The 24925-nt window shown below is 49.3% G+C and carries 29 protein-coding genes; 15 read left to right on the top strand and 14 right to left on the bottom strand.

What is annotated here, in order from left to right; all coding sequences use genetic code 11:
* Positions 1 to 118: 118 nt before the first annotated feature.
* Positions 119 to 1366: a lipoprotein-releasing ABC transporter permease subunit gene (locus tag BLW34_RS02405; protein ID WP_090575103.1), complete on the top strand. Its 1248-nt coding sequence runs from the start codon at positions 119 to 121 to the stop codon at positions 1364 to 1366.
* Positions 1359 to 2033 (top strand): lipoprotein-releasing ABC transporter ATP-binding protein LolD, encoded by a 675-nt coding sequence (gene lolD / locus BLW34_RS02400; protein WP_090544120.1) that lies wholly within the window; start codon positions 1359 to 1361, stop codon positions 2031 to 2033. The genes BLW34_RS02405 and lolD overlap by 8 nt, the downstream gene beginning before the upstream one ends.
* A gap of 133 nt (positions 2034 to 2166) precedes the next feature.
* Here lolD and BLW34_RS02395 read toward each other — a convergent pair whose 3' ends face one another.
* Entirely contained in the window at positions 2167 to 3801 is a 1635-nt protein-coding gene (locus BLW34_RS02395; protein ID WP_090575100.1) for an FAD-binding oxidoreductase, read from the bottom strand.
* A 154-nt stretch (positions 3802 to 3955) separates the two neighbouring features.
* Between BLW34_RS02395 and BLW34_RS15995 the strand changes: the two genes are divergently transcribed.
* Positions 3956 to 4105 carry a hypothetical protein gene (locus BLW34_RS15995; protein WP_177165932.1) on the top strand — a complete coding sequence of 50 codons (150 nt, stop codon included), beginning with the start codon at positions 3956 to 3958 and terminating at the stop codon, positions 4103 to 4105.
* A gap of 324 nt (positions 4106 to 4429) precedes the next feature.
* Complete coding sequence (locus tag BLW34_RS02390; protein ID WP_090575145.1) at positions 4430 to 5878, top strand: porin; 1449 nt, start codon at positions 4430 to 4432, stop codon at positions 5876 to 5878.
* Positions 5879 to 6093: 215 nt separating this feature from the next.
* Here BLW34_RS02390 and BLW34_RS15430 read toward each other — a convergent pair whose 3' ends face one another.
* From BLW34_RS15430 to BLW34_RS02365, 5 genes are all read right to left on the bottom strand, one after another.
* Entirely contained in the window at positions 6094 to 6315 is a 222-nt protein-coding gene (locus BLW34_RS15430) for a hypothetical protein (RefSeq protein ID WP_143037844.1), read from the bottom strand.
* A 37-nt stretch (positions 6316 to 6352) separates the two neighbouring features.
* Complete coding sequence (locus tag BLW34_RS15990) at positions 6353 to 6523, bottom strand: hypothetical protein (protein ID WP_177165931.1); 171 nt, start codon at positions 6521 to 6523, stop codon at positions 6353 to 6355.
* 414 nt (positions 6524 to 6937) lie between these two features.
* Positions 6938 to 7690, bottom strand: a complete 753-nt coding sequence (locus BLW34_RS02380; protein ID WP_256203537.1) for an N-formylglutamate amidohydrolase — start codon at positions 7688 to 7690, stop codon at positions 6938 to 6940.
* A gap of 181 nt (positions 7691 to 7871) precedes the next feature.
* The gene (locus tag BLW34_RS02375; protein ID WP_090575094.1) at positions 7872 to 10088 is read right to left on the bottom strand and encodes a RelA/SpoT family protein; all 2217 of its coding nucleotides are present in this window, start codon (positions 10086 to 10088) and stop codon (positions 7872 to 7874) included.
* A gap of 495 nt (positions 10089 to 10583) precedes the next feature.
* Positions 10584 to 12155, bottom strand: coding sequence for a lipase family protein (locus BLW34_RS02365; protein ID WP_090575088.1), 1572 nt, complete (start codon positions 12153 to 12155; stop codon positions 10584 to 10586).
* Between the two features lie 276 nt (positions 12156 to 12431).
* Here BLW34_RS02365 and BLW34_RS15985 point away from each other — a divergent pair, with 276 nt between their 5' ends.
* The 5 genes from BLW34_RS15985 to BLW34_RS15965 all read left to right on the top strand — a co-directional run bounded on the left by BLW34_RS15985 (position 12432) and on the right by BLW34_RS15965 (position 13501).
* On the top strand, positions 12432 to 12608 hold the full coding sequence (locus BLW34_RS15985) for a hypothetical protein (protein WP_177165930.1): 177 nt from the start codon (positions 12432 to 12434) through the stop codon (positions 12606 to 12608).
* Between the two features lie 12 nt (positions 12609 to 12620).
* Positions 12621 to 12818 carry a hypothetical protein gene (locus BLW34_RS15980; protein WP_177165929.1) on the top strand — a complete coding sequence of 66 codons (198 nt, stop codon included), beginning with the start codon at positions 12621 to 12623 and terminating at the stop codon, positions 12816 to 12818.
* Positions 12818 to 13027: a hypothetical protein gene (locus tag BLW34_RS17310; RefSeq protein ID WP_177165928.1), complete on the top strand. Its 210-nt coding sequence runs from the start codon at positions 12818 to 12820 to the stop codon at positions 13025 to 13027. The genes BLW34_RS15980 and BLW34_RS17310 overlap by 1 nt, the downstream gene beginning before the upstream one ends.
* Complete coding sequence (locus BLW34_RS15970) at positions 13020 to 13265, top strand: hypothetical protein (RefSeq protein ID WP_177165927.1); 246 nt, start codon at positions 13020 to 13022, stop codon at positions 13263 to 13265. The genes BLW34_RS17310 and BLW34_RS15970 overlap by 8 nt, the downstream gene beginning before the upstream one ends.
* A gap of 71 nt (positions 13266 to 13336) precedes the next feature.
* Positions 13337 to 13501 carry a hypothetical protein gene (locus BLW34_RS15965; RefSeq protein WP_177165926.1) on the top strand — a complete coding sequence of 55 codons (165 nt, stop codon included), beginning with the start codon at positions 13337 to 13339 and terminating at the stop codon, positions 13499 to 13501.
* Here the strand turns inward: BLW34_RS15965 and BLW34_RS17305 are convergent.
* Positions 13492 to 13680 (bottom strand): transposase, encoded by a 189-nt coding sequence (locus BLW34_RS17305; RefSeq protein WP_371263904.1) that lies wholly within the window; start codon positions 13678 to 13680, stop codon positions 13492 to 13494. The genes BLW34_RS15965 and BLW34_RS17305 overlap by 10 nt on opposite strands.
* Positions 13681 to 14376: 696 nt before the next feature.
* Between BLW34_RS17305 and BLW34_RS02350 the strand changes: the two genes are divergently transcribed.
* The 4 genes from BLW34_RS02350 to BLW34_RS02330 all read left to right on the top strand — a co-directional run bounded on the left by BLW34_RS02350 (position 14377) and on the right by BLW34_RS02330 (position 17317).
* Positions 14377 to 14904, top strand: coding sequence for a peroxiredoxin (locus BLW34_RS02350; RefSeq protein WP_090575085.1), 528 nt, complete (start codon positions 14377 to 14379; stop codon positions 14902 to 14904).
* Positions 14905 to 14955: 51 nt separating this feature from the next.
* Positions 14956 to 16308, top strand: coding sequence for a glutathione-disulfide reductase (gene gorA / locus BLW34_RS02345; RefSeq protein WP_090575082.1), 1353 nt, complete (start codon positions 14956 to 14958; stop codon positions 16306 to 16308).
* Between the two features lie 505 nt (positions 16309 to 16813).
* Positions 16814 to 16951, top strand: coding sequence for a DUF1840 family protein (locus BLW34_RS02335; protein WP_371263903.1), 138 nt, complete (start codon positions 16814 to 16816; stop codon positions 16949 to 16951).
* A 45-nt stretch (positions 16952 to 16996) separates the two neighbouring features.
* Positions 16997 to 17317, top strand: a complete 321-nt coding sequence (locus BLW34_RS02330) for a transposase (RefSeq protein ID WP_177165925.1) — start codon at positions 16997 to 16999, stop codon at positions 17315 to 17317.
* 43 nt (positions 17318 to 17360) lie between these two features.
* Here the strand turns inward: BLW34_RS02330 and BLW34_RS02325 are convergent, their stop codons facing one another.
* The 4 genes from BLW34_RS02325 to BLW34_RS02305 form a co-directional block, all read right to left on the bottom strand.
* Positions 17361 to 18665, bottom strand: a complete 1305-nt coding sequence (locus BLW34_RS02325) for a M18 family aminopeptidase (protein ID WP_090575073.1) — start codon at positions 18663 to 18665, stop codon at positions 17361 to 17363.
* A gap of 401 nt (positions 18666 to 19066) precedes the next feature.
* The gene (locus BLW34_RS02320) at positions 19067 to 19420 is read right to left on the bottom strand and encodes a DUF488 domain-containing protein (RefSeq protein WP_090575070.1); all 354 of its coding nucleotides are present in this window, start codon (positions 19418 to 19420) and stop codon (positions 19067 to 19069) included.
* Positions 19421 to 19637: 217 nt separating this feature from the next.
* A complete protein-coding gene (locus tag BLW34_RS16325) occupies positions 19638 to 19874 on the bottom strand; it encodes a hypothetical protein (protein ID WP_218138740.1) in 237 nt (78 codons plus the stop codon).
* A 245-nt stretch (positions 19875 to 20119) separates the two neighbouring features.
* A complete protein-coding gene (locus BLW34_RS02305) occupies positions 20120 to 20458 on the bottom strand; it encodes a Rieske (2Fe-2S) protein (protein WP_090575065.1) in 339 nt (112 codons plus the stop codon).
* Between the two features lie 713 nt (positions 20459 to 21171).
* Here BLW34_RS02305 and BLW34_RS02300 point away from each other — a divergent pair.
* Positions 21172 to 21495 (top strand): DUF4156 domain-containing protein, encoded by a 324-nt coding sequence (locus BLW34_RS02300; RefSeq protein WP_090540056.1) that lies wholly within the window; start codon positions 21172 to 21174, stop codon positions 21493 to 21495.
* On the opposite strand, the gene BLW34_RS02295 is transcribed toward BLW34_RS02300, so the two are convergent.
* On the bottom strand, positions 21485 to 21781 hold the full coding sequence (locus tag BLW34_RS02295) for a hypothetical protein (RefSeq protein WP_090575062.1): 297 nt from the start codon (positions 21779 to 21781) through the stop codon (positions 21485 to 21487). The genes BLW34_RS02300 and BLW34_RS02295 overlap by 11 nt on opposite strands.
* Positions 21782 to 22001: 220 nt before the next feature.
* Between BLW34_RS02295 and BLW34_RS02290 the strand changes: the two genes are divergently transcribed.
* On the top strand, positions 22002 to 22334 hold the full coding sequence (locus tag BLW34_RS02290) for a hypothetical protein (RefSeq protein ID WP_090575059.1): 333 nt from the start codon (positions 22002 to 22004) through the stop codon (positions 22332 to 22334).
* A gap of 140 nt (positions 22335 to 22474) precedes the next feature.
* Here the strand turns inward: BLW34_RS02290 and BLW34_RS02285 are convergent, their stop codons facing one another.
* Both BLW34_RS02285 and BLW34_RS02280 read right to left on the bottom strand, forming a co-directional pair.
* On the bottom strand, positions 22475 to 22699 hold the full coding sequence (locus BLW34_RS02285; RefSeq protein WP_090575057.1) for a hypothetical protein: 225 nt from the start codon (positions 22697 to 22699) through the stop codon (positions 22475 to 22477).
* Between the two features lie 265 nt (positions 22700 to 22964).
* Positions 22965 to 24893, bottom strand: coding sequence for a S9 family peptidase (locus BLW34_RS02280; protein ID WP_090575054.1), 1929 nt, complete (start codon positions 24891 to 24893; stop codon positions 22965 to 22967).
* Between the last annotated feature and the right edge of the window lie 32 nt (positions 24894 to 24925).

Raw genomic sequence — 24925 nt, 5'->3', positions numbered from 1 at the left:
AGCGCTTTCTGTAATTTGGCAGTAATCCAGATTTCATCTGAAAATTTCCTGTCACTTACTCATGTAGGTTCATTAGAATATGACACACGCTAAAACTCATTTCTCCAGGAAAAAATTCGTGTCACCCTATGAACTGTTAATCGGCTTACGCTACACACGCGCAAAAAAGCGCAATCACTTTATCTCCTTTATTTCCCTGATTTCTTTACTGGGCATCACGCTGGGCATGACCGTGCTTATCACGGTCATGTCCGTAATGAATGGCTTTCACAAGGAAATTCGGTCACGGATACTCGGCGTGGCTTCACACGTTCAGATCAGCAGCATCAATGGCATTTTAACTAACTGGCAGCAAGTTGCTGACACGGCAAGCAAGCACCCCCAGGTAGTCGCGGCAGCCCCCTATGTCAACGCACAAGGTATGCTCTCGCATAATCAGGTCGTACGGGGTGTCATGGTGCGCGGGATTTTACCCGATACTGAAAATCACGTCGCCGATTTCGCACAAATGATGGTGATGGGCGAACTTACTCAGTTGGCCGCAGGGGAATTCGGTATCGTCATCGGTATCGAACTGGCGCGCAGCCTGGGTGCCTTCCCGGGTGACAAGATTGTTCTGATTTCACCGCAAGGCCAGGTGACGCCCGCCGGGATATTACCTCGTCTAAAACAATTCACCATCACGGGTGTTTTTGAAGCGGGTCATTATGAATATGATTCGGGTTTAGCATTGATTCACATGGCAGATGCCCAGAAACTCTATCGCATGGAACCCAACCAGGTTTCTGGGGTCCGACTGAAACTGCAGGATATGTTTCAGGCGCCACAAGTTGCACGAGACTTGTCATTGGTGATTTCAGCTGATAATTACATCAGTGACTGGACGCACCAGCACGCCAATTACTTCAGAGCCATCCAAATCGAGAAGCGCATGCTGTCACTGATTCTCGCATTAATCATCGCCGTCGCCGCCTTCAACATCGTCTCCACGCTGGTCATGGCCGTGACTGATAAACAATCGGATATCGCCATTCTCCGTACCCTGGGTGCCAGTCCTGGCAGCATTATGAAAATATTTATCGTCCAGGGAACGTTAATCGGCGTTCTTGGCACAGTGCTGGGCCTCATTGGCGGGATACTGCTGGCTTATAATGTCGGTGAAGTGGTCGCATTCATCGAGCAGCTATTTAACGTGCAGTTTCTCTCACAGGAAGTTTATTACATCAGTGAAATACCTTCTGATCCCCAGCTTGATGACATCGTGACGGTGGCAGCGGTATCCTTCATCTTGACACTGCTGGCCACGCTTTACCCAAGTTACCGGGCAGCAAAAGTTAATCCGGTGGAGGCGTTACGGTATGAATAATACGGTCATCTCATGTCAGAATCTCTATAAAAGCTACTTTCAGGGCAAGCTGGAAGTACCCGTATTACACGGCGTCAATCTAACGCTGAACAAGGGTGAAATGATTTCGATTGTCGGGGCCTCCGGTTCAGGAAAAAGCACGCTACTGCACCTGCTGGGCGGGTTGGATTCACCGAGCAAAGGACAAATTCTGCTGCTGGGGCAAGACATCACCAATATCAGCGAAGAAAAAAGATGTCAGTTGCGCAATCAATCACTCGGTTTTATTTATCAGTTCCACCATCTGCTGCCGGAGTTCAGCGCACAGGAAAACGTCGCCATGCCGCTGCTGATCCGGCGCTTGAATAAACGGGAAGCAATGGAGCGCGCAGCAGAAATGCTACAGCACGTTGGCCTGGGTCATCGCCTGACTCACACGCCAGGTGAACTCTCTGGCGGAGAACGTCAGCGGGCAGCCGTGGCGCGCGCGCTAGTAACCCAACCAGCCTGCGTGCTGGCTGACGAACCGACTGGCAATCTTGATCGCCATACTGCCGAAGGGGTGTTCAATTTAATGCTTGAGCTCAATCGCAAAGTCAATGCTACGCTTGTCATCGTCACGCATGATGCACAACTTGCCAACCAGGCGGAACGGGTTTTGCAACTGATTGATGGCGTGCTGGTGTAAGTATGGGGTCTTGTTAGCGCGGTAACCCACCCTTCGTTGCAGGAGGCAGCCTGCGGCTTATAGCCGTCTTGCCTCACACCCGGATCACCGCACGCCACATCTCGTCCAACTGCGGTTTCTGGGTTAAATCTCATCAGATAATCGTCTTACGCGAATTGAAATGATTGTAGGGATCTTTTACGTGGATATGCTTTATTTTTACCAGCTCGTTGTAGCTTTTATCAAAGTAAGTTTTGGTAGGCACCGAACTGTCTTTGAAACTGATGAAAGCGCCTGAGGTATGGGGAATATCGTAATCGCGGCAAATCTCCATCCAGTCAAGTGCACGGTTTACGCGGGTGTACACATGGTTGTTCTGGCCTTCCTCCTTTTCTTTTTCAGTTTCATTCCACCAAGTTTGGTACTGTATGGTGAATAGCTTGTCTTTGTAAGGGAAGGCGCTTTTTATTTTCTGCTCCGGGGTAATTACATGTTGGTAATAATTACCGGTAATGGCACCCAAGGTAATGTAGGTAAACAGTCCCAGGTCTTTGTTGCCGGGTAATACGAGCGGAGAAGTAAGGCTTTCCAGTAGCTTGTAGTGCCCTTGTTCGCCAAGGCCCTCTGCATTTACCAGGCGCGAGGTGATTTTATGGGGCGCTGGCTGGTCTTCATCAGGTGGAAATGGTATGCCTTGCAATCCCTGCTTCAGCAAGTTCATATTGTGAAACGAATAACGATCCCAGGAACTCATCAGGTGATCGCCATAGCGTAAATGTTTGTGGTTGCGTCCGGCCTTGCCCAGAATGGTAATGGTGTAGCTGCCGGTGTGTCCAAAGCGTTGATGTATAAACTCCCGCAAGCTGTTTTCGTCTCCCTCCCAGTAACCATACATCACGCAGTTGTGACTTACAGTATGGGGATTAAATGGCTCATTTTCACTGGCGTGTTTAGCAGATATTTTCAGATTGGTCCCCACCAACTGATTGGCCGCCGGACCAGTAGAAGCAATCACCTTTTCCCAGGTTTGCAGCACAGTGAGAGTGGGCGTGGCGTCGCGTATGGCAAACAGCCCGTTTTCAGGCACATACTGGAATTTGTTCCACTCGATCTGAAACTTGATCATCTCAAAGGGCAACTCAAAGGTTTCAATCACAAACTCGGTAACGATGCCGTAGCTAAAACCGCCTCCGCCTTTAATGGCCCACAGCAATTCTCTTTCATCATGGCCTCCGCCCATACTCAGTTTTCGTATGCTGCCATCGCCCAGTACCAACGTGGCGCCTACCACGCTTTCGCAGCACATGCCATGCTTGCGGGTCCAGGGACCCCAGCCTCCACCCATGGTGTAACCCGCTATGCCCACTGTGGCACAAGTGCCATGTGGAATCATCACATCCTTATCAGCCAGTTGCGTGGTAAGACTTTTAAACCGTATGCCAGGCTGTATGCGAGCAATCCGGCGTACAGGATCAATTTCCACCGTATTCATTTCTGAGAGATCAACCAGAATGGTATCAGTACCTGAGCACTCCCCTTCATGGTCGTGTCCGCCCGAGCGCACGCGTAAAGGCAGGGCATGTTGACTAGTAAATTTAACCGCCACACTTACCTGGTCGGCAGTAACACACAGCACAATAGCGGCGGGCATAAACTGAAACCAGCGATTAAAGATCTGGCGATATTGCTCATACTTTTTCTGATTCACCGAACAATTACAGAGAATTTCGGGGACTGGCACGCCATGTGAGCGATAAGCTTCTCTGAGTTTTTCAGCAATGGTGTTCATATGTTTGATAATAGGTTAAAAATTTCTATAAATAAGCAGAATTATCCCCGACCGGGCTAATGGCTCATTAGCGATTAACCGTACACAAACTGGTTATTTTGATTCTTTAAGTTTGAACAAGAGCCCGCAGAATTGAATAAGAGATTATCAAGGCTTGATGCATATAGCATGGAATTGTGAATTTCATATAGTCATCATCCCCAAAAAAGAAGAACACAATTTTCGAGATGACACGGAAGCGCATATTGGACAAGCTGGCGAAGCAGAAAGGCTGACAGATAGCGGAAAAATACCTGATGCCTGATTATGTGCCCATGTGTATTGGCCCACAACAGTGGTTATCAGTGCCCACCTTCCAAAAGAACAAATTTTCATCCGAATATTAGGGAACAGGTCTAGATAAATTCTTCGGTCATCATCGGTAAAGAATACATTTTTTCGCCGATTTACTCACCGAATGATGTGTGCGATATTTCGACAAATACGGTTCTGCTTAGCCCTGGCATGCATTAACTATAGGCTGAGTTCAAGGAAGGGTATAGCGTCCCCTTCTCTCGAAGGCTGTTTGTTGACACTGACTGAAGCTGACATAATTAGCCTCCTTGATAGTAAAGAAAGTGTGCAATCCATGAGCAAGCAATTTCCCTTCCAACGGGTGTCTCACGCAGCTAAATGGGTGTTGTCTGGTCTGATTCTGATCGGCCCCGTTTCAGCGGAAGAATTGAAAGATCCCGAACTTTATAAGCAGGAGCTTCTGGCCATTGAAAAGCGCTTGGATGCAAAACTGAAGGCGCTGGATGAGAAACTGGAACGACTCGAAAAATTGGAATCGGCAACGACTACCGTTACCGCGCCAGTGGCGCCTGACAGTGCAACGCAGGTAAAAACTGAAGAAATTAAGCCTGTCCAAGCTGCAGAGGAAAAAAAATCTGACAAGGCGGAATCTAAATCACAGGACCACTTTGCCAATGTCAGTTATGGCAAGAACGGGTTTGAATTCAGAACCGATAATGACAAATTCTCGCTGGCCATCCAGAACCGGATTCAAGTCAGGTATGCCGATCCATTTGACAGCGATCCGCGCTCAGTCAGCGATCTGGAGCGCGATGAAAGTTCATTCATGATCCGCCGGGCGCGGACCAAACTCAAAGGGCACGCCTACTGGCCATGGCTGCAATATTATTTGCAGTATGACTGGTCTCAGCCGGTGTTGCGTGATTTAAGCTTGACCATGGATAAATTCAAATGGGCTAAATTGTGGGTAGGCCGCGGCAAGGTCTTCTATAACGACGAGCGGGTCAGCTCCTCCGGCAATCAGCAGTTCGCCAACCGCTCTATCATCAACGATATTTTCACGGTAGACCGGCAGCAGGGAGCGCAGATATTCGGCAATCTGTTTCCCGGCAGCTGGCACGATATTAGCTATTATACCGGCGTCTTTACTGGTCTGGGTGTAGGCGAACGCAGCAATGACGATGATCGTATGATGTACTCTGGCAGACTGCAGTGGAATGCGCTGGGCGGGGAAATGCCCTTTTCCCAGTCTGATATTGAATTTCATGAAAAGCCAGCGCTCAATTTCGCATTCGCAGCCGCCACTAACCGCAGCAAATGCACGGCATTCGAGACCGACAGCAGGAGTTGCCGGGATTTACCTGGCTTCAGCCCAGGACAAGATGGGCAGTACCGCATCAATCAGATGCTGGAGGAAGTCCGTTTCAAATGGCAGGGTTTTTCTGTTCAACACGAAATGCACTGGAAAGAAGTCGTCGATACCCGTAAAGAGCGAAGCGATCCTGCGCGAAAAACCAACCTTATGGGTGGTTTGGTTCAAGCTGGATACTTTCCCCACTACATTTTCCCGATCATACCCAAGAATCTAGAGCTCGCCGGACGGTATGCATTCGTTGATCCTAATGTCAATTTCAATAACGACGATCTGCAACAGGAAGCCAGCGGAATAATGACTTATTTCTTTAATGGCCATTTAAACAAGGTGAATTTTCAAGTCAGCCATCTAACCGTTGGCGACAAATCGAATCAGCGATACTGGCTACAATGGGATTTCTCGTTTTAAATCGCATTCATGAACAAAAAGGCTGCCAGTATGGTGCATTCACTGCAGCAAATGGATCTGCATACTTAAAAGACTGCAAACACTTTGGTTGTTTTTTGCAAATCTATTTTTACCAAAGACGCTCATTTTTTGATCAGTTTCTGTCCAAAATTCCTGTAAATCCTGATCCTTTGTTCTTATCTGCTTGTTTTAGGCGGATTTTGGACGTACCGTCCCTATGTGCGCGAAGCCGTCCACCCGCCGGTCAGACTTCCGATGCGCACCAGATCGTAATTCGCGGTAACAAACCGAAGCTGTCCGCTGACTTTCTTGCGCTCGGCCAACTTCAGCTTACGCATCCCGCCTACCGTTTTCATCCAGCCCAATACTTCCTCGATCCGTTTGCGAATCTTCAGACTGATCGCATAGCCCTCGCTCTGGCAAATATCATCCGGCACATGGCGCTGCCTTTGCGTTTGGCCGCCACATGCGGGATCATGCCCAGCGATCGCGCTGCTTTGATGTGCTCATCCACATCGTAGCCGCGATCTTCCCCCACTGTGGCTCCCGGTTTGACAAATGTTTGTCACTGCTCAGTTCCGCCCACTCCGGCGGTATCGAAGGACAGCCTTTCCTCGAGTAAACAGCACCAAACTGCTGATCCATTTGCTTGAGTATCCTATCCACCAGCACCTTTGGACGCCACAGCGCATGATTCAGTATAGTAAGGCTTATGCAAAATTTTACCGGAGCAAATCCGTTTTCCAATGACCTGCTAGTGATGAAGCTCTTTCCCAAAATCGTTTCATCATAAGAAATTCAGATTCCTTTTACAGCTTTTCTTACATCGAACTCACGTTAACCCGAATATTTCATAAATTCGCGTGATGATCACGCAGGATTTTGATTAATAGGGAAGTTTTGAGAAGGAGGGGTGTAGTGATTCATACACTCGACCGAGCAAAATCTTTCTTATTAATCAAAAGACAAGTGAGGGCACGTGCCAATTTATGAAATATTCGGGTTTAACCAGATAGTTCTTTATTTGCATTCGTGAAAATGCATATGCAACTCAATACTTCACCCAACGACGTCATGGAGCGCTGCTAGCACTAAATGACGCAGTGCCTGCCAGTGCCGCCTACCGCTGACCACATGTTTCTGGTTGATTTCCAGTTCGAGCCCCAGATATGCTTCTGCTGGAAACTGACGGCGCAAGGCGGTGGTCAAGCCATCTGCCTTACCAGCATAGGGATAATTACGTCGAATAGTTAAATCGGGCGCCATTGTTTTGAGGCTTGCCTGCCAGCGATGGCATAACGCCCGTTCGCCCGGTCTCGCGGGATCATAAAGCAAGCCGATATCAGCATGACGCATCTGCCCCTTGAGCACCGGTGTGAAACTATGCGATGAAATATGAATCACCCGGCTTCCACTACGGATTGCTTCAGCGATGGTTTGCTCAACTTGATGGCGATAAGGCAGATAATAATGCGTCAGAATCTCGCGCCGAATGGTAACCGGCACATGTTTTGTTACTTGGGAAAATAATCGTGGATGCCCGATAGAACGATTGAGATCGACCAGTAGACGGCTCGTGGTCGTCACAAACAAGGAAGCGCTCAGCGCCAAAGCGAGCTCTTTCGCCATGCGCAATGCACCCCGGTCATAACCACGATGGCTACGCAACAAGGGTTCGTAACCGCAAAAAAGGGTTTGATACTGACACGGGATGCGATTGCCGCCGTGTTCACAGGTAATAACAAAATGAGTCGTCGAGATCAAATTTTCTCCCTGTCTGATCTTTAACCCGAATATTTCATAAATTGGCACGTGCCCTCACTTGTCTTTTGATTAATAAGAAAGATTTTGCTCAGTCGGGTGTATGAATCACTACACCCCTCTTTCTCAAAACTTCCCTATTAATCAAAATCCTGCGTGATCATCACGCGAACTTATGAAATATTCGGGTTAACAGCTATTCTGAAACAGCCGTCATTTCACAGATAGGCTGTTACTCCCGCCGCCGCGCTGCGATAACGCCAGGCACTTGCTGAATCAGCGCCAGCAGGCGCTGCAGCTGATCCAGATCGGTGATCTCAAGCGAAAACTGCATCATCGCCAGGTTACCGCGGCTTAGCGTGTTGGCCTTGGTGGCGTTCACCTTCTCGCGCACGAACAGGTCGCTGATGTCGCGCAGCAAGCCTTGGCGATCATGGGCTTCTACTTCGATATCGACGCTGGCGACGAGATTTGTGCCGGCACCCCAGCGCGCCTGCAGTAGGCGACTGCGCCGCTCTTCTGGCAGGCGAGTGACGAAGGTGCAAGTCTGACGGTGGATGGTCACCCCGCGCTCACGCGTGACGTAGCCAACGATAACATCCTGCGGTGCTGGTTTGCAGCACTTGGCCAGGTTGGTGAGCAGATTGCCGATGCCCTCGACCACGATGCCCGACGGCGCCTTGGGTGCGTGCGTGCGCCTGGCGGTGAAGGCTGGGAGTGCTTCTGCAGGCTTGGGCGGCATAGTCTCTTGAATGGCAAGGGCAATCTGGTGCTCGCTGACATCGCCACGGCCGATGGCAGCGAGCAGGTCTTCAAGACGGTTGTAGTGTAACTTCTGCGCAAGTTTCTCCTGATTGACACTGCCAGCGCCGGCCCGATGGAATTCGCGGTCCAGCTTGGCACGACCGATTGCCACATTTTCCTCGAAATTCTGGTACTTGAACCAGTGGCGCACCTTGGCGCGCGCGCGTGGACTCTGCAGATAACCGAGTATCGGATTGAGCCAGTCGCGGCTGGGTGCGCCCATCTTGGAGGTGAGGATTTCCACGCGCTGGCCATTCTGCAACCGGGTGTTGAGCGGTACGATGCTGCCGTCCACCTTGGCGCCGCGCGTGCGGTGACCGAGATCAGTGTGTAGGGCGTAGGCAAAATCGATGGGCGTCGAGCCTTTGGGCAGGTCGATCACCTTTCCTTGTGGCGTGAGCACGAAAACCTTGTCCTGGAACAGCTCGCTCTTGAACTGCTCGAGCAAATCGCCGCTATCGCTGACCTCATCTTTCCACGCCAAGATCTGGCGTAACCAGGCGATTTTCTCTTCGAATTTGCTATCCGGCTTGCCGCCTTCCTTATAGCGCCAGTGGGCGGCTACGCCCAGTTCGGAATTGAGATGCATGTCGTAGGTACGGATCTGCACTTCAAGCGCCAGACCGCGCGGGCCGATCACGGCGGTGTGCAGTGAGCGGTAACCGTTGCTCTTGGGACGCGCAATATAGTCGTCAAATTCGCCGGGAATCGGCTGCCACAGATGATGCACCAAGCCCAGTGCAGCGTAGCAGTCCTTGACGTCATCCACCAGGATACGCACTGCGCGTATGTCGTAGAGCTCGCTAAACTCCAGATGCTTCCGGCGCATCTTATTGATAATGCTGTAGATGTGCTTGGGCCGCCCGCTGATTTCTCCCTTGATATCGGCTTGCAGCAGTTCCTGCCTGAGGTGGGCGAGTACGTCGTCAATGTACTGCTCACGATCTACGCGCCGCTCGTCCAGTAGGCGGGCAATTTCCTTATAGAGCTGCGGTTCTAGGTAGCGCAACGCGAGGTCTTCCAGCTCCCATTTGATCTGCCATACGCCCAGCCGGTTGGCAAGCGGCGCGAAGATACCGCGCGTTTCGCGGGCGATTCGCTGCTGTTGTTCGCGACTCGCGCCAGAGAGATGACGCAGGGTCTGCGTGCGCTCAGCCAGCTTGATCAGCACCACGCGGATATCTTGCACCATGGCCAGCAGCATCTGGCGCAGGCTCTCGATCTGCTGCGCTTGATCACCCGTGTTGCCTGGCGCGTGCAGCTGCTCAATTTCGCTGAACTGGTGGATCTGCTCCATGCGTGCGATGCCTTCCACCAGGCTGGCGACGTTGGCGCCGAATTGGCTTTCCACCAGTGCATGCCAGTCATCCAGATACTCAGCTACCGCATGCAGCAGGGTGGCGGCGACGGTCTCGGCATCCATGCGCATGCCGATGAGGATGGATGCCGCACCTATCGCATGCTGCAGCAATGGCGTTCCGGTCAGCGTATGCTGCTCGCTATACAGCGGTGCGGCCATCGTGCATGCCTGGCGCAGCAGCCCGATTTCGTTTGGCGTAAACTGTGCGGCCAGTTCATTCAGCCAGGCTTCGGTGTCGGTGTAGTCTGCGGCGGACGGGAAGGACTTGCTGCGTATTGAAACCATGAAATGCTTACTGACCCTCCAAATAGAAGCATTCTTGCCTGCCGGGCGCAAAGCGTGCAAGGGAAATAGTCAGCTCAATCATCAAGAGAACTGAAAGGACGAGACCGGAATCAATAAGCTGGAAAGATCGCAGACTTTTCCAGAGTTGATCGAATCGGTGTCCGGAAGGTTGAATCTTGGCCGAGAAACTAAAACGGCTAAGCACTCCATGAATTCCAGCGGAAACATAACAAATAAATTGTACCATCTTGACAAGATATCTTCAGCGCCAAAGCGAGCCCTTTTGCCATGCACAATGCACCCCGGTCATAACCACGATGGCTACGCAGCAGGATTCGGAACCGCAAAAGAGGGGATGGGTACTGACGCGGGATGCGATTGCCGCCGTGTTCACAGGTAATACCATACACCATACAAGCCTGTCGAAGGCCGATCAGTTGCTTAGCGGTTCGATAAACTCACCGCGAACGGTAAAGGTTTTACTGGAACGATCGACTAGACAACAAAACCCAGCGGATCAAAAACGATCCCGGTTTCTCTCAATTCGGTCAGCGCTATATTGGCTTGATTGATCGGGTGTTCTGCCGCGAACACACCTAGTTCTCCAATGGATGTGCCTGAATTCAGCATGTCAATGTAGGGCTGTGCCTGGTCCGCTGTTGGAGGCGAGCCGACGACATTGCTCCATAATAACGAGGTCACTTGCTCGGGTGTATTTGCACCGGTTGCGGCGATTGCGAAGGCAGCGAGATCCTCATAGCCTGTACCTTTATCCAGCTCGGAGAGTCCGATTGCCACGTAATGGGTATTCGAGACGCCTCCAGCCCCAAAAACAGCTCCAATCAATTTTGCAACCCTGCCAGCCGAACCATCCACATCGAGCGCAAAAGCCATATCAGTGAGAATGATCCGCTCAATATCTTTAAGCGTATCAGTTCCTTCATTATTCGGCGTTGTTCGTTGATCAATCACGATGAACTCACCGGCAGGCGAGATTTGGTGTGTAAAATCAGATCGGGCTCCACTGTATAGGGCATAATCAATTCCTCCGCCACCATGAATGGTGTCGTTACCCAAACCACCTTTGAATATCTGAACATGTTGCTCGCCTGACACCTCACCTGTCATGCTGTCAGCGCCATTACCACCCAGCAAAACTTCAACATTCTGGCCTTCTTTTGCATTCAAATTGTCATCCCCATTGGTGCCAGGAACAATATTCATGTCCCGGAACAAAGTTTCCGCATCCAATTGAGAGGTTATAAATTCAACGCTTCTGCGGTAGCTGATTTTCGAGTCATCCAGTGGAATAAATAATATGTGCTCTAATAGTCCGTCTATCCCAGAATCTTCCACCCGTATATTGATAATCGAGCCACTGACTTCATATCCCCGCGCATCTCCTGCGATCACTGCTTCATCGTCATTATGACGAATATTGGCAAAGCGTTCTTCCGGTAATGTTTGAAAACGATTCGTTCCGGGCGATCCAAAAGTTACACCGATATATCTGGCATCTGTGACACCATAGTCTTGCATGAAGAACTGCGCCGCTGCTCCCCCCAGGCTATGGCCGGTGACGAGCACCTGTTCTATACCATTAGCGTTAATATAGTTCACTATCGATTGAAGAAAACCGATTTCGTTATCGTTGTCAGCATCATTTAGAAGATCATAGTATCCCTTAATACTGAAAACATTATGATTCCAGTCCTTCAGGCCGTTTTCTGTAGAAATGTCATTGGAACCCTCAAATGAAATGCCTAATGTGCGTTTGCCGTCCAGTATGGTTAAACCAACGGTTGCCGAAGCATTTTCATTGACATATCGCAACAAACTCCCGCCTATAATGCTAAATCCAGGATCATTTCCTGCAAAACCCAAGGTTGGGGCTTCTAAGGGCGTCCAGCTTTGAATACGTGCATTCACCGCGTCGATGACCGGCTGATCATCAAGATGCTTGTCGGAATAGGCTCGTGCGGAAAGATTGAGCGCAGCAAGCATAATGTTGTCGGGAGTTGTTTCAAGCTCAGGAATGGAATGGGCAGTTCCTACTGTCATTGGCATCTTTTATTCTCCTTTATATAGAATTTCGATAACGGTTACCTAAGAGTATATAACCTACCTATAAAAAGTCGGTGAACTTAAAGTTTAGAATTCATCCTATTTTCCTCAATTGAGCCTATAAAAACAGCCGTAAACGTAGTACTGTAAAGGTTTTACAGTTGAAAGAAGGAGTCACCCAATGGGTGAAAAGGATTTTGATGAAAAAGAAGAAGAAGTAGTAAAGGTGGTAGAAAGTGCCGTGCAGGAGATGGAGCGAGCTGCACACAGGAGATGTGTTTGTTGACTCCTGGTGGTCGATTTCACGTACGCTGGGACGAAAACGGAAGTGCTACGGCTTTGGGTCAGTTGGCATTTTTTGCTGAGTTTTTGGAAGTTAGTGGTTTATTTAGCCGCCGGGTAGAGGGGTGCCCGCTCCCTTACACGAGTCCTAATTCGCCTGCGGTGGTTGATTGACTGGGCACTTGGTTGCTCTCCATTCTTGATGGGCAGCGACGTTACGCGCACATAGCCGGACTACGAGGAGACGAAGTTGCGCCTGAGATACTCGGCATGGGCAAGATCATGAGCGATGAGAGCTTACGTCGCGCGCTGAGCGCGCTTGCGCCAAGTTTGCCCAAACGTTGTGTGATGACGCGCAACGTGCTGCCTGCCTGGCTCAGCTGATGAAGAGTACGATCTGGATGGACACAGCGCTAAGTGAGAGTACTCGTGAGGCCTTGAATACTGCTTGGATTCTCGATGCTGATAGCAGCGTCAAGCTGTTGTATGGCCGTCAAATAGGTGCTGAGATCGGCTACAATCCCAGGAAGCCAGGGCGACCAAGCCACACCCTGCATACTTTACTTAATCGGCAATGTTCGCCTGGTGCTTGATGTCGAAGTGCAAAGCGGTAAATCCCATGCCGCCAAACATAGCCTACCCCGTCTGCGGCAGCTGATCGAAGGGCTTGCTCCTGAGAAGCGGCCTGCTCTGGTGCGCGGCGACAATGCTTTTGGCAATGAAGGAGTGATGGCTGAAATGGAAGAGATTAATCAGCGTTATCTGTCCAAGCTTCGTCAGACTGCTGGGATACTCAGTTTAATATGTCATGGAATGCCTGACTTGATCTGACCCGTGCTGGGATTGGCGAAGTAGAAGATCAAATCCGGCTGGCAGGCTGGCGTCACGCGCGGCGGATAGGGGTGCTGCGACGTCAGGCTAAAGGTAATCTGGCAGCCGAGGCGAGCTCCGATGCTCAACAGGGAACGCTGCACTTTGTTGACCATTCAGACAAGATCAAAGTGTGGGAATATGTGGTTCTGGTGACCAATGCTGATTATTCACTGGAAGCCCTGGGTCAATTGTAGAAAAGTGAAAAAGTTTCATAGTAGCGACCATACAGGATTTTCTTCTTGAAAAACTTCCAATAACGCTCAATTAAGTTCAGATTGAGTGCATACGGTGGCAAAAATACGAGTTTTATTTTTGAGTCGTTGAGATAGTCACTGATCAGTTGGGATGGATAATAACGCGCATTGTCACAAATAATGTAAATCTATGCTGCTGTTGGATGGTGATGTGGTGCTGATCTTGCTCATTCTGATGCTGTTGGGTCGAATCTAGTACCCTCATTTGATTGCGTAGCAAGCATAGAATCAAAGTAGTGATATGGATCGCACATCGGGGTTCTGTATTTTAATGCCCATAAGAAAAGAAGCAACTTGACGTATGAACAAGGTTGCGAAATGCCCTGTTGAATCAGATGGATCACGTAGCGATCATGTTGGGAAGCGATCGAGGCATAACAACATAGCCGGCAGCAGAACTGCTGTTGCACCTAATGATATCCGCTATGTCGGCAGAAAGGCGTAATTGAATTCCTGCTTCAGCAACTGCAACTTCAGTCGATAATCATGGCCCGCGCTCTGCACCACGATCAGCGTTCGAGAGGTACTAGAAAAAGCGCCAAGATTTATCAGCAAGAATTGCTATGATATTGTTCTATATGAGTAATTTATTTTTAATCTGTTAATAACAAATGCTAAAGGTGGTAAATTTTGAACGCTGATTAACAGTCATGTAGACCTAATCCCATATGTTCGTTGCCGCACCGACTGTGTTTAGTTTTGCGTGTGATAATTAAAAATGACGAGGTGAATATCATTTCATGTTTTGGTCATGACTAAATTAATTCTCAGGTGATATTCATTAACAAAGTTATAGTTAAACAAGGAGTTCCAATATGATTGTAACTGTGCCTGATGTAATTTTTAAAACACGTATTCGTGACGAAAGTATCGGTGGCGACAACCCCTTTCGCTGGCAGGATGTCAGCACTGATGACATCTTTAAAGGGAAAAAAATTGTTGTTTTGGCTCTTCCTGGCGCCTATACACCTACCTGCTCAAGCAAGCATTTGCCTGGATATGACGCAAAATATCAGGAACTCATTGCTCAGGGTGTTGATGAAGTTTATTGTCTGAGTGTAAATGATGCTTTTGTGATGTTTCAATGGGGCAAGCATCTGGGCATCAAGCATGTAAAAATGCTTCCTGACGGAAATGGCGATTTTACCCGAGTAATGGGCATGCTGGTGAAAAAAGAGAACTTTGGTTTTGGCAGTCGTTCATGGCGCTATTCAATGGTTGTCGAGGATAAAAAGATTATCAAATTATTCAGCGAACCCGGCAAAGTTGATAATTGCCCTGATGATCCATTTACTGTAAGCAATGTTGATACCATGCTGGATTATTTAAAGCATAACAAATGAGCCTGTATTGTTCTTAATCCCATACCTTTTATTTATAAATGAGAAACTTCAATGACTCAATATGACTATGACCTGTTTGTAATTGGTGCAGGTTCAGGAGGCGTGCGTGCAGCACGTATGGCATCGGGTCATGGCGTAAGGGTAGCCATTGCTGAACAGCGTTATATAGGCGGCACCTGTGTCAATGTGGGTTGTGTGCCCAAAAAACTGTTTGTCTATGCCTCCCAATTCAGAGATCAATTCGACGCGGCAGCAGGTTTTGGCTGGACGGTGGGCAAATCAACTTTCAACTGGCCAAGCTTGATCGCAAACAAAAATCAGGAGATTGAGCGGCTACATGCTGTCTACAACAACCTGCTGCTAAAATCGGGTGTCAGTATTATCACTGGCAGGGCAAATTTACTTGATGTTCATACTGTCGCTGTTGATGGCACAGAATATAGCGCCGAACGCATACTTGTTGCAACAGGGGGCTGGCCGTTTGTTCCTGATATACCCGGCAAGCAACACATCGTCACATCGAATGAAATGTTTTTCCTCGATCAATTGCCCAAACGTATCATTATTGCCGGTGGTGGTTACATTGCGGTGGAATTTGCCAGCATTCTTCATGGCCTTGGTGTGAATACCACAATTTGTCATCGTGGACACAAACTACTTAATGGTTTTGATGAGGATATACGTGATTTTCTGGCACATGAAATGACCAGGAAAGGTATTAATATTCTTTTCAATACCGATATTGAAGCAATAGAAAGCGCAGACGATTGCTTCGCAGCACAGCTTGTTGATGGCAGCAAAATAAGTACAGACCTGGTTATGTATGCCACTGGCAGAATACCGAATTCAACCGGATTTGGACTAGAAAAGCTTGGTGTTGAACTGGACAGCAAACGGGCGATTAAAGTCAACAGTGACTATCAAACCAATGTGCCATCAATCTATGCACTGGGTGATGTGACTAACCGTGTCAACCTGACCCCGGTAGCCATAGCAGAAGGCATGGCTCTGACAAATAAATGGTATGCCAATCAACCGATATCGGTGGATTACGACAATATTCCCACTGCTGTTTTTTGCCAACCCGCTATTGGAACTGTAGGTCTAACCGAAGCGCAAGCGCGTGAAAAATACTCGGACATCGACATTTACAAAACCAGTTTCACACCGATGAAAAATACCCTCTCCGGTGTGGATGAAAAAAACCTGATAAAGATGGTCCTAATACGCAGTACTGACCGCATCATAGGTGTGCATATGGTAGGGTCTGACGCTCCAGAAATTATTCAGGGCATGGCAATTGCCATTCGAGCCGGTGCAACCAAGGCGATCTTTGACTCTACTATCGGCATACACCCTACTACTGCCGAAGAATTTGTTACTCTGCGTGAGATAGAGACATGATCTGTCTTTCTCGCGATGGCAAATTGCATAACAAGGGATGCATCCAAAATAAGGTCAAGGGTCGAGAAACATTGTTCAGTTTAAGCAATATCGAGTGAGATTATCACTGTTACTTTTTTTACTACCAGCCGAAGAGGCTGAAATTAAAAAGGAGACCGCAATGCTAAAAACCAATTATTTTAGGCGCCTCGCGAAAGGCGTCGGTTCGTTGCGAATCACAACAGATCTGAAGAGGTGGCAAGAGGGAAAAATGGGTTACATTCTACTGTGGCTTTTAGGCGTCCCCTTACCGATCCTATTTGTCATCTATCTTTTGCGTGGCTGTGATTAGTTCACTCAATCAGGAAAGTAGATTTTGCAAAAGGTACTTTCAGAAACTACTTTAACCGGCATGTGGGTTTTTTGTCCCCGACACTTAATGACCAAACGGTAGCTATGCTGATTTCGATATCATAGCGATGACCACGTAGGCTTTCTCACTCTTGATTCATTCGAGGAGGATTATATGCTCGTGACATTTACAACTGATACTTATGCCGACATAACCATGTTTGGAGACGTTGCGCATACCATGCTTAAAATGATGGGACACAGTAAGATGCACCCGGCGCTATTCTGGCAGAAGATGTTCCTATGGCGCTGACACATCATTGTCGACCTTTATCCCAAAGCGACGGTGATCCGTGCGGTGCTCGACAACCTCAACACGCATAAGATGGCTTCCCTATACGAGGCTTTTCCTGCCGAACAAGCACGCGAGCTGGCGCGGAAATTGGAATTCCACTACACGCCGAAGCACGGCAGTTGGCCGAACATCGCCGGAATCGAACTGGCCGTGCTGTCGAATACGTGCCTGTCGCGACGGATACCGGACAAGGATCGCCTGCGCCGCGAGGTCGAAGCCAATGTCCAGGCACGCAATGTGAAGGCCATGCCGGTCAAATGGCGTTTTACCACGCAAGACGCACGACGTAAATTGGCTCGCCTTTATCCTTATGTTTCAGCATGACTGACTACTAGGAGGTAGCGGACAATAGAGAAAATTGTGGCACTTAATCGATAAAAAACCGCTTCAGTACCTTAATCATATGCTCATGGTCCCGCACGCCGGCGCTTTCCCTGATGCTGTGCATTGCCCACATCGGGCAGCCGATATCGACACTGCGTATGCCAAGCTTCGCCGAGACGATCGGCCCGATCGTGCTGCCGCAGGGCAGATCTGAGCGATGCGAGTAGCGTTGATAGGGAACACCGGCTTCTTCGCACCAATGGATGAAGCGCGCGGTGGAGAGGCTTTCGGAGCTGTAGCGGCGGTTGGCATTGGATTTGATTACCGGACCTTGGTTCACGAAGACTTTATGACCCGTGTCATACGCCGAGGGGAAGTTGGGGTGATAGGCGTGCGCCATGTCCACGCTGATCAGAAAGCTCTGAGCCAGCGCGCGCGCCGTGTCTTCACGCTCCGATGAGGTCGCGATGCTGATTCGCTGCAATACATCGGTTAAAAAACTGCCGGCAGCGCCGATATGGCTTTCGCTGCCGATTTCCTCATGATCGAAAAACGCGCAGACCAGCGTGCTGTCAGTGTGGTCTAGAACAGCATCGTCTAGCAAGGCTTGCAGTCCAGCGTGACAGGAAGCCAGGTTATCGATCTGGCTGTTGGCGTAAAATTCCTGATTCGCGCCCCAGAATGCACCTTTTTGGGTGTCGTAAACCGCCAGATCCCAGGACAGTGCTCGCGAGGCGCCGATGCCTGCCGCCTGTTCCAGCAGCGTCAGAAAATAAGGCTGCGGCAGTTGGTTATTGGTCAATTGTGCGAGCAGCAGCGGCAATTCGTTCTGTTTATGCAGCTTCAGGCCGTCTTCATTGACGCCCCGGTTCATGTGAATCGCCAGATTCGGCAAACGCAGCAGTGGCCGATCGAAGTGAACCAGTTTGTGCGCGAGGCGTTCCCGCTCATCGACATAGCTGACCCGCCCGGCCAGACTCAGGTCGCGGTCGGTAAGGGTCGCAAGGATCGGTCCGCCGTAAATCTCGACGCCGAGCCGCGCGATGCCATCGCTCGTGGTCGCGGCGTTTGGCCTGATCCGCAACCCCGGTGAATCGGTATGCGCGCCGACAATCTTGAAGCCCGATTCGGCAGGTGTTTTGTGTCCCAGCGCGAACAGCACGATCGATGAGTCGTCGCGCATCACGTAATAGCGCCCACCTGCTTGCAATGGCCATTTGGCCGTTTCGTCGAGCCGGACAAACTGAAATGCCTTGATCGCGGTTTCGATCGAGGCAACCGCATGCCATGGGCTTGGGCTCTTGTCGATGAAGTCCAGTAAATGTTGCACATGCTGTTTAGCTGTCATGATTTATATATTAACGTGAGTTCGACGTAAGAAAAGCTGTAAAAGGAATCGGGATTTCTTATGATGAAACGATTTTGGGAAAGAGCTTTATCGCTAGAGGAGTCAGATTCTAATGGATACTATAGCGATTTTTTGTGCGATTGACGACTTTTGCCAGGAGTTTGAATCGTGGTGGGGTTTCATCTGTCGGGTTACCGGACTAAGGACTATCACCTGAATCAGGTATTGAGGAATGAGCGGCCTTATTTTCCAGGTTGGTGAGTTACAATCGCTTTATTGAGCTGTTGCCTGGTTCGCTGGCGTCTTTGAGCAACTCTGGGAGGAGGAGAAGAATCTAGCAATCTGTTTCTCACATAGCCAAAAACTGTGGTCTGTCCTCTGTTCTGTTGCGCGCTATCCAACTACGATAAAACCATGTCTATATATTCTTTTAGGGCAACAGCATTATTATGTAGCTGCTCTTTTGTCGAATATAGGAATGTTACTTTGCCTTTTTTGATGTACTCAAATAGCTCACTTAAAGCTTCCTTTTCAGCATCAAGCTCAGAAAAATACCTTTTTTTGAACTCTGGCCACTTTTGAACATCGTGCTGGTACCATTTGCGAAGATCATTTGATGGGGCTACTGATTTTAACCAAACATCAATCTTCGCATCTTCCTTTGACAGCCCTCTCGGCCAAAGCCGATCAACCAGCACCCTCAACCCATCTCCTGGTTCTGGTTCTTCATATACTCGCTTTATTGAAATATTCATAGTTTGACTTAAGCGTACAACGGTTGTACTCAGCACCGCATGGAGCGTAGCGAAGCGGTCGGATGCAGCACATTGCTAGCAATCATTCACATCTATGGACTGCAAGGGAAATGAATTTTCATAAATAATCACGCCTCTCTCTACCTTAAATGGACCATGTGCCTCTCCAAGCAGCCTAGAAGCATAATAACCGGCCTCTAATCACATATCAAACGCTTCATCGTACAACCGGACCCGAAATCACAAATATTTCTTCCGGGCAGGCGTGCGCTTCGCCGCCAAAGACACCCGTATAATAACCGTCTTTAAACCATGTTAATCTGGTGTAATCACCGCTTTCATGGTCTATGGCCAACGTGATTTGCTTCAAATTCCCATGCGAACCCTCAACTTCTTCCCACATCTCCGAGTTGATCGGATCCAAGGGATTCCAGTAGGTCATAGTTGTTTTCATAGGTCGCTACAATCTCGTTCAGTGGCTAACGTTTGAGCTCAAGCCACGCACTTCGCGTATTCCCGGAGAATAGCGTGTTACCAAGAGAAATAATGAATTTTCCCTTTTCTGCCAATGTCGCGTCTCTTCGAAGATAGCTTCCGGCATATACCTCGGCTCCGGCATCCTTCTTAAAGTAGACAATGACATACTCGAAGGATCTTTCTGAGGTGCCCAGGTGGTTTTTTTTCACAGCCTCTGAGGACTCAATCGCTGACCGTTATTTCATCTCCTTCCACCGAGACCTGATACACGGGTTCATTCTTTTTCATGAAAGAGGTGATCGCGCCTATAATCGGGTGCCCACCTACCCAGGCCACCACCTTGCCGTCTGTGATGTCAAACTTTGAACCGTGGCAGGCGCAGGTCACTATCGTGCCCTCTAAGGTGCCATTGCAAAGAGAACACCCCATGTGGGTACACTTATCCCCAATCGCATAGAAATTCCCGCCCACCATGGCGACCAGAACACCTTTTCCTGCTATCTCCACCCGCTTGGGCTGACCCTCGCGGAATTCTGCTATTTTCAATGTTGTCTTTGGCATCACTACCTCCGATCTTTCGCAAAAGATTGTCTTGTCTTCGACGCGTATAGGAAAAATCAACACCTTCCTGCCAGAAATAAATACATGTGAAACATGAATCCAAGGGATCAATCTCGATTGTTTCAGGAAAATTAATCGGCAACGTCACCGGCGCCCTGATAAATCTCTCTTCCCTCATTCTTAAAAATATCGAAAAATAGAGAGTAAATAAATACGTGCAAACACGTAGGGGCAATAATCCATAATAGGGGATAGACCACTGTTTTACTGACAGGCAGAGGGCTTACCGCGAGCTGTTCCGTTATGAGCTGGAATCGGGGCTGGTGGATGAGATCCGGCGGGCAACAAATAACCGTGGTCTGTCCTCTATTCTGTTATGGCATGTGATCATAAAAGTCTCATCTGTCAGCTATAATTCTTGTGTGGCCGCATTCAGCACCAGGAACACAAAGTCTGCTTCCCCCTACCACGCAAATTCACGCTACCTGTTTTGCTTCGGCCTGGCGGTGTAACCTGGGCCGCCTGGGGCAATCGTAAGAATGAAGGGTAGAGGCAATTTCCCAATAGTAGCTGGGCATATTTAGATTCTATCAAGACGAGCAAATAGAGCGGCTTTGATTCCTTTCATGGAAAAAGATCACAGTGAACACTTTCCTGGATTAAAACAAATAAACTATTAAATAAAATTTTTTACCAATGACTGAGATTATGTAATGAGAAAAATCCTTTTTGCTGTTTGTAGTTGTTTAATACTATCTTCCTGTACATGGGTTAAGGTTACTTCGAAAGGTGAAGGCGTGCGTTTGGTGCAATCAGCCAGAGCTGTCGAGCCATGCAAAAAACTAGGAAGAGTTGAAACTAAAGTAGTCAGTAAAATAGTTCTTAACCGTGATCCAGAAAAAGTTGCAGGTGAACTTGCGGATCTTGCGCGTAATGAGGCGGCTTTGATTAACGGCGATACGATTGTTCCTGTTTCGGGGATTAATGAGGGAAGACGCAGCTTCAATGTCTACCAATGTTTTCCAGCTAGAACGTAATGATTGACACATTAATATCGATAATGTGTGACGGTAACAATAAGAATAATAGGGGACAGACCATGGTTTTACTGGCAGACAAAGGGCTTGCCGCGAGCTGTGCCGTTATGAATTGGAGCCAGGTCTTTGGCAGATGAAATCCGGCGAGCGGCGAATGGCACAACACGCTGGGTAATGAACGTTTCGCAGCGCAGGTATCGGCGGCCTTGAGGCGACGGGCAGCGCCCGGCAAGTCTGGACGGCCACGCAAGGTTGTAGAACCAGAATCCAGCCATCTGTTTCTCACATAACCGAAAACCGTGGTCTGTCTCCTATTCTGCACTAACGCAGAGCTAAGCCGACCGCTGGAGCGTAGCGGAAGCGGGTCGGCTTGAGCGAAATGTTAGGCCGCAGAATCCCATGTATTTTCCCCGTCAGACTTGAAATTTTCGTATCCAACACCACAACTAAGCGGTGCTCCTCCAACAGAGCCACCATGACTGATTTTTTTACTATGAGGTTTCAACATGTCAAAGCCAGAAAATACTGCCCATATTGTCACTGATATTGCCAATAACTTGATCGAAAAAGTTTCAAGCCCTGCTTCCCGTGCGGGCTCGGTTATTGAACGTGCCGGGAGAATGTGTGAGAAAGGCGTTTATCCCGATGTCATTGCACTACAAATGACAAGAAACAGCCCAAATTCTCAAACATACACGACAAATGATGTCGAGGCTTATTCGAAACTCTACCAAGACTCAAAAACTAAAGTCGTAATCACCTCAAAGCAAGCCCGAACTTTGATTAAAGACCAACATGAAATCAACCCTGCCTGCGATAACCTAATTTCTCAGTCCTGATTCCAAATATACCGATTAACAGAAGCCCACTCAAAGTGGGCCTTTTTATACATGCCTAACGCCAGAATTAAGCCGAGCCGCGAAGCGGCTTCGGCTTGAATGACTTGTTAGGCGAGAAGCTTGATCCGTGAGCTGAGTGATTAATCCGGGTCGGGGCCATGATCATCACACACATAGTTTTCGCCGTAGACACGGGTGGCCTGCTTGTCACAAAACTCACAAGTCTGTTGCGCAACACTACACTTGTAGCACAAGGGGTTGTCTGGATTGATCTCGTGGTCTATGTGTTCGTACATTGACTCGGTTATTTCATCGCCGCAGCCAATGCACTCATAAGTTACTTCAAACTCTTCGTCGTCCTGCATGATCAATACCTCCTTAGGGTGATAAGTGGCCTAACTAGAATTAGACCTCCGAAATGACGCAATATATTACGTCAAAAATGAAATCTAACACGGCAATCTGCATTGCTATCTCCTTATGTTTTATAGAATTGCATTGATTTAGCTGCCATCATAGCAAACCTTGTTAGATCCACAAATATGCTGAATAAATTACAATTTTTGGACTAGGCACAAGACCGACTCATTCTCAAGCATTATTATCGCTCCTTTATTCTGCCACCCGGCATCACAGGTTCTCAATCTGCACAGGCGCCATCTCTTCCGCCAGTTCAAACTTGAAGATGCGCGAGTAGAAATAGAGCTCTGCCTCCAGCGCACACTTGTTGTTCTCTGCCTTGACGAAACCATGCTGTTCTCCTGCAAAAGTGACATAAGCCACCGGCAATCCGCGGGTGCGCAGGGCGTCAAACATCATCTGTGATTGATTGGGCGGCACAATGGGATCATCGAGCCCCTGGATGAGGATCAGCGGGCAAGCGAGTTGCTCGATGTGATGAATGGGCGAGCGGGCGAGATAAAGGTCGCGTCGTTCTGGATAAGGGCCAACCAGACCATCCAGGTAGCGCGACTCGAACTTGTGCGTGTCTCGCGCCAGCGCCTCCAGATCGCTGACCCCATAGTAACTGGCTCCAGCCCTGAACAGTTTAAAGAAGGTGAGCGCGCATAGGGTCGCATAGCCGCCCGCACTGCCGCCGGTGATGGCCAGCCGGCTGCCATCCACCACCCCTTGGCTCACCAGATGGCGCGCGCCGTTGACACAATCAGCGACATCTGCGATGCCCCATTGACCTTTGAGCCGCTCACGATAGGCGCGGCCATACCCGGTGCTGCCTGCATAATTCACGTCCAGTACGGCAAAGCCGCGCGTCGTCCAATACTGAATGCTGTAACGAAAAATCGGTAGAGTAGCGCCCGTTGGTCCGCCATGACTCATGACCAATAGCGGTGGCAGCTCCTCCGGCATGCCGATAAAGTCTCGATTTTTTGGTGGATAGAAGAATCCATGCGCGGTAAAGCCCTCATCTGTCGGAAACTCAAGGGGCTGAGCAATCGAGCAATAGCTGGGATCGAGCGTGATCTCCTGCACACGCCGCACAACCTTGATTTGTTCGGTCACAAAATCAAACTGTACCAAAGCGACAGGTTCAGTTGCAGAGCCGGCGATGAAAAAGACCTGTCCGGGTACGACGCGTACATTGCTGATGACGGTGCAGGGAAGATCAAACGGCTGAAAATTCAGGGTGCGCGTATCGAGGGAGGCCAGATGGTAATAGCCCTTTTGGGAATACGCGCAGATTAACTTGTCGGCTGATGCAAACCCAAAGGTAGACATCCCGAATTTCCACTGCGACTCACCAAATTCAGCCTCCATCGGACACAGCGCTTCCACAGATCCGTTCTGTTCTTGCCAGCGATAGAGATTCCACCAACCTGTTCGGTCCGAGATAAAATACAGCATGCCATCGGGCGACCACTGCGGCTGGAATATCGATTCGGCTTTTCCCCCGGCCACCAAAGTGCGCCGACCCAGTGAACCATCCGCCAGCCATTCCGCGACCCACAGCTCAGTGCCATCCCATGGCATGTTGGGGTGGTTCCATGCCAGCCAGGCTAGCCGGGTGCCTTCCGGATTGAGGCGCGGCGTGGCGTAAAAGTCATTGCCAGAAACCAGAAGCTGCCCTTCGTCGTTACCTGTTGTGCGGATACTCACCAGTGCATTGACCGGCTGGGAAGCACCGGTGGTATGATCTTCGCGCACCACGATGATCCTGCCATGAACCTCATCCAGGATCGCATCGGCGTAGCGCATGCCTGGCAGGCGGGTAAACAGCTCTGGTTCGGCGCCCGGCACTTGCCGATACATCTGTTGATCCGCGAAGTTGGAAAAATAGATCCCCCCACCCGCAGCGAGGTAGTCACCCCCACCGTACTCATGTACTCGAGTACGCACATTGTAGCCAGCAGGCGTTAGATCCATTGCCTGCTGATCGGATGAGCGGCAGACTATCACAGTGCGCCCGTCTGGGCGAGATTCGCTCCAATACAGCCTATCTCCATCCAGTTGGATGCCTCTAAGGCCAACAGATTTGGCAAACACATCATCCGCTGTGATAGGGGATTTCCAGGAACCATAAGTAGCCATCTGAGATGCCATTGTTGTTTCCTCTCACTCAAGTGTGCATCGTT

The organism is Nitrosomonas sp. Nm58 (assembly GCF_900107335.1).
GTDB lineage: Bacteria > Pseudomonadota > Gammaproteobacteria > Burkholderiales > Nitrosomonadaceae > Nitrosomonas.
The sequence above is the reverse complement of the archived record's forward strand: the minus strand, read 5'-3'. Positions and strand labels throughout refer to the sequence as shown.

What these genes read in the sequence shown, in the direction of transcription:
- lolD (WP_090544120.1), top strand. Translation starts at nt 1,359, where the DNA reads ATGAATAATACGGTCATCTCATGTCAGAATCTCTATAAAAGCTACTTT.
- BLW34_RS02305 (WP_090575065.1), bottom strand. Translation starts at nt 20,458, where the DNA reads ATGCCAAAGACAACATTGAAAATAGCAGAATTCCGCGAGGGTCAGCCC.
- gorA (WP_090575082.1), top strand. Translation starts at nt 14,956, where the DNA reads ATGACTCAATATGACTATGACCTGTTTGTAATTGGTGCAGGTTCAGGA.
- BLW34_RS02290 (WP_090575059.1), top strand. Translation starts at nt 22,002, where the DNA reads ATGTCAAAGCCAGAAAATACTGCCCATATTGTCACTGATATTGCCAAT.
- BLW34_RS17310 (WP_177165928.1), top strand. Translation starts at nt 12,818, where the DNA reads ATGAAGAGTACGATCTGGATGGACACAGCGCTAAGTGAGAGTACTCGT.
- BLW34_RS02395 (WP_090575100.1), bottom strand. Translation starts at nt 3,801, where the DNA reads ATGAACACCATTGCTGAAAAACTCAGAGAAGCTTATCGCTCACATGGC.
- BLW34_RS02285 (WP_090575057.1), bottom strand. Translation starts at nt 22,699, where the DNA reads ATGCAGGACGACGAAGAGTTTGAAGTAACTTATGAGTGCATTGGCTGC.
- BLW34_RS02335 (WP_371263903.1), top strand. Translation starts at nt 16,814, where the DNA reads ATGCTCGTGACATTTACAACTGATACTTATGCCGACATAACCATGTTT.
- BLW34_RS02365 (WP_090575088.1), bottom strand. Translation starts at nt 12,155, where the DNA reads ATGCCAATGACAGTAGGAACTGCCCATTCCATTCCTGAGCTTGAAACA.
- BLW34_RS02375 (WP_090575094.1), bottom strand. Translation starts at nt 10,088, where the DNA reads ATGGTTTCAATACGCAGCAAGTCCTTCCCGTCCGCCGCAGACTACACC.
- BLW34_RS02390 (WP_090575145.1), top strand. Translation starts at nt 4,430, where the DNA reads ATGAGCAAGCAATTTCCCTTCCAACGGGTGTCTCACGCAGCTAAATGG.
- BLW34_RS02350 (WP_090575085.1), top strand. Translation starts at nt 14,377, where the DNA reads ATGATTGTAACTGTGCCTGATGTAATTTTTAAAACACGTATTCGTGAC.
- BLW34_RS02280 (WP_090575054.1), bottom strand. Translation starts at nt 24,893, where the DNA reads ATGGCATCTCAGATGGCTACTTATGGTTCCTGGAAATCCCCTATCACA.
- BLW34_RS02320 (WP_090575070.1), bottom strand. Translation starts at nt 19,420, where the DNA reads ATGAATATTTCAATAAAGCGAGTATATGAAGAACCAGAACCAGGAGAT.
- BLW34_RS16325 (WP_218138740.1), bottom strand. Translation starts at nt 19,874, where the DNA reads ATGAAAACAACTATGACCTACTGGAATCCCTTGGATCCGATCAACTCG.
- BLW34_RS15990 (WP_177165931.1), bottom strand. Translation starts at nt 6,523, where the DNA reads ATGGATCAGCAGTTTGGTGCTGTTTACTCGAGGAAAGGCTGTCCTTCG.
- BLW34_RS02300 (WP_090540056.1), top strand. Translation starts at nt 21,172, where the DNA reads ATGAGAAAAATCCTTTTTGCTGTTTGTAGTTGTTTAATACTATCTTCC.
- BLW34_RS02325 (WP_090575073.1), bottom strand. Translation starts at nt 18,665, where the DNA reads ATGACAGCTAAACAGCATGTGCAACATTTACTGGACTTCATCGACAAG.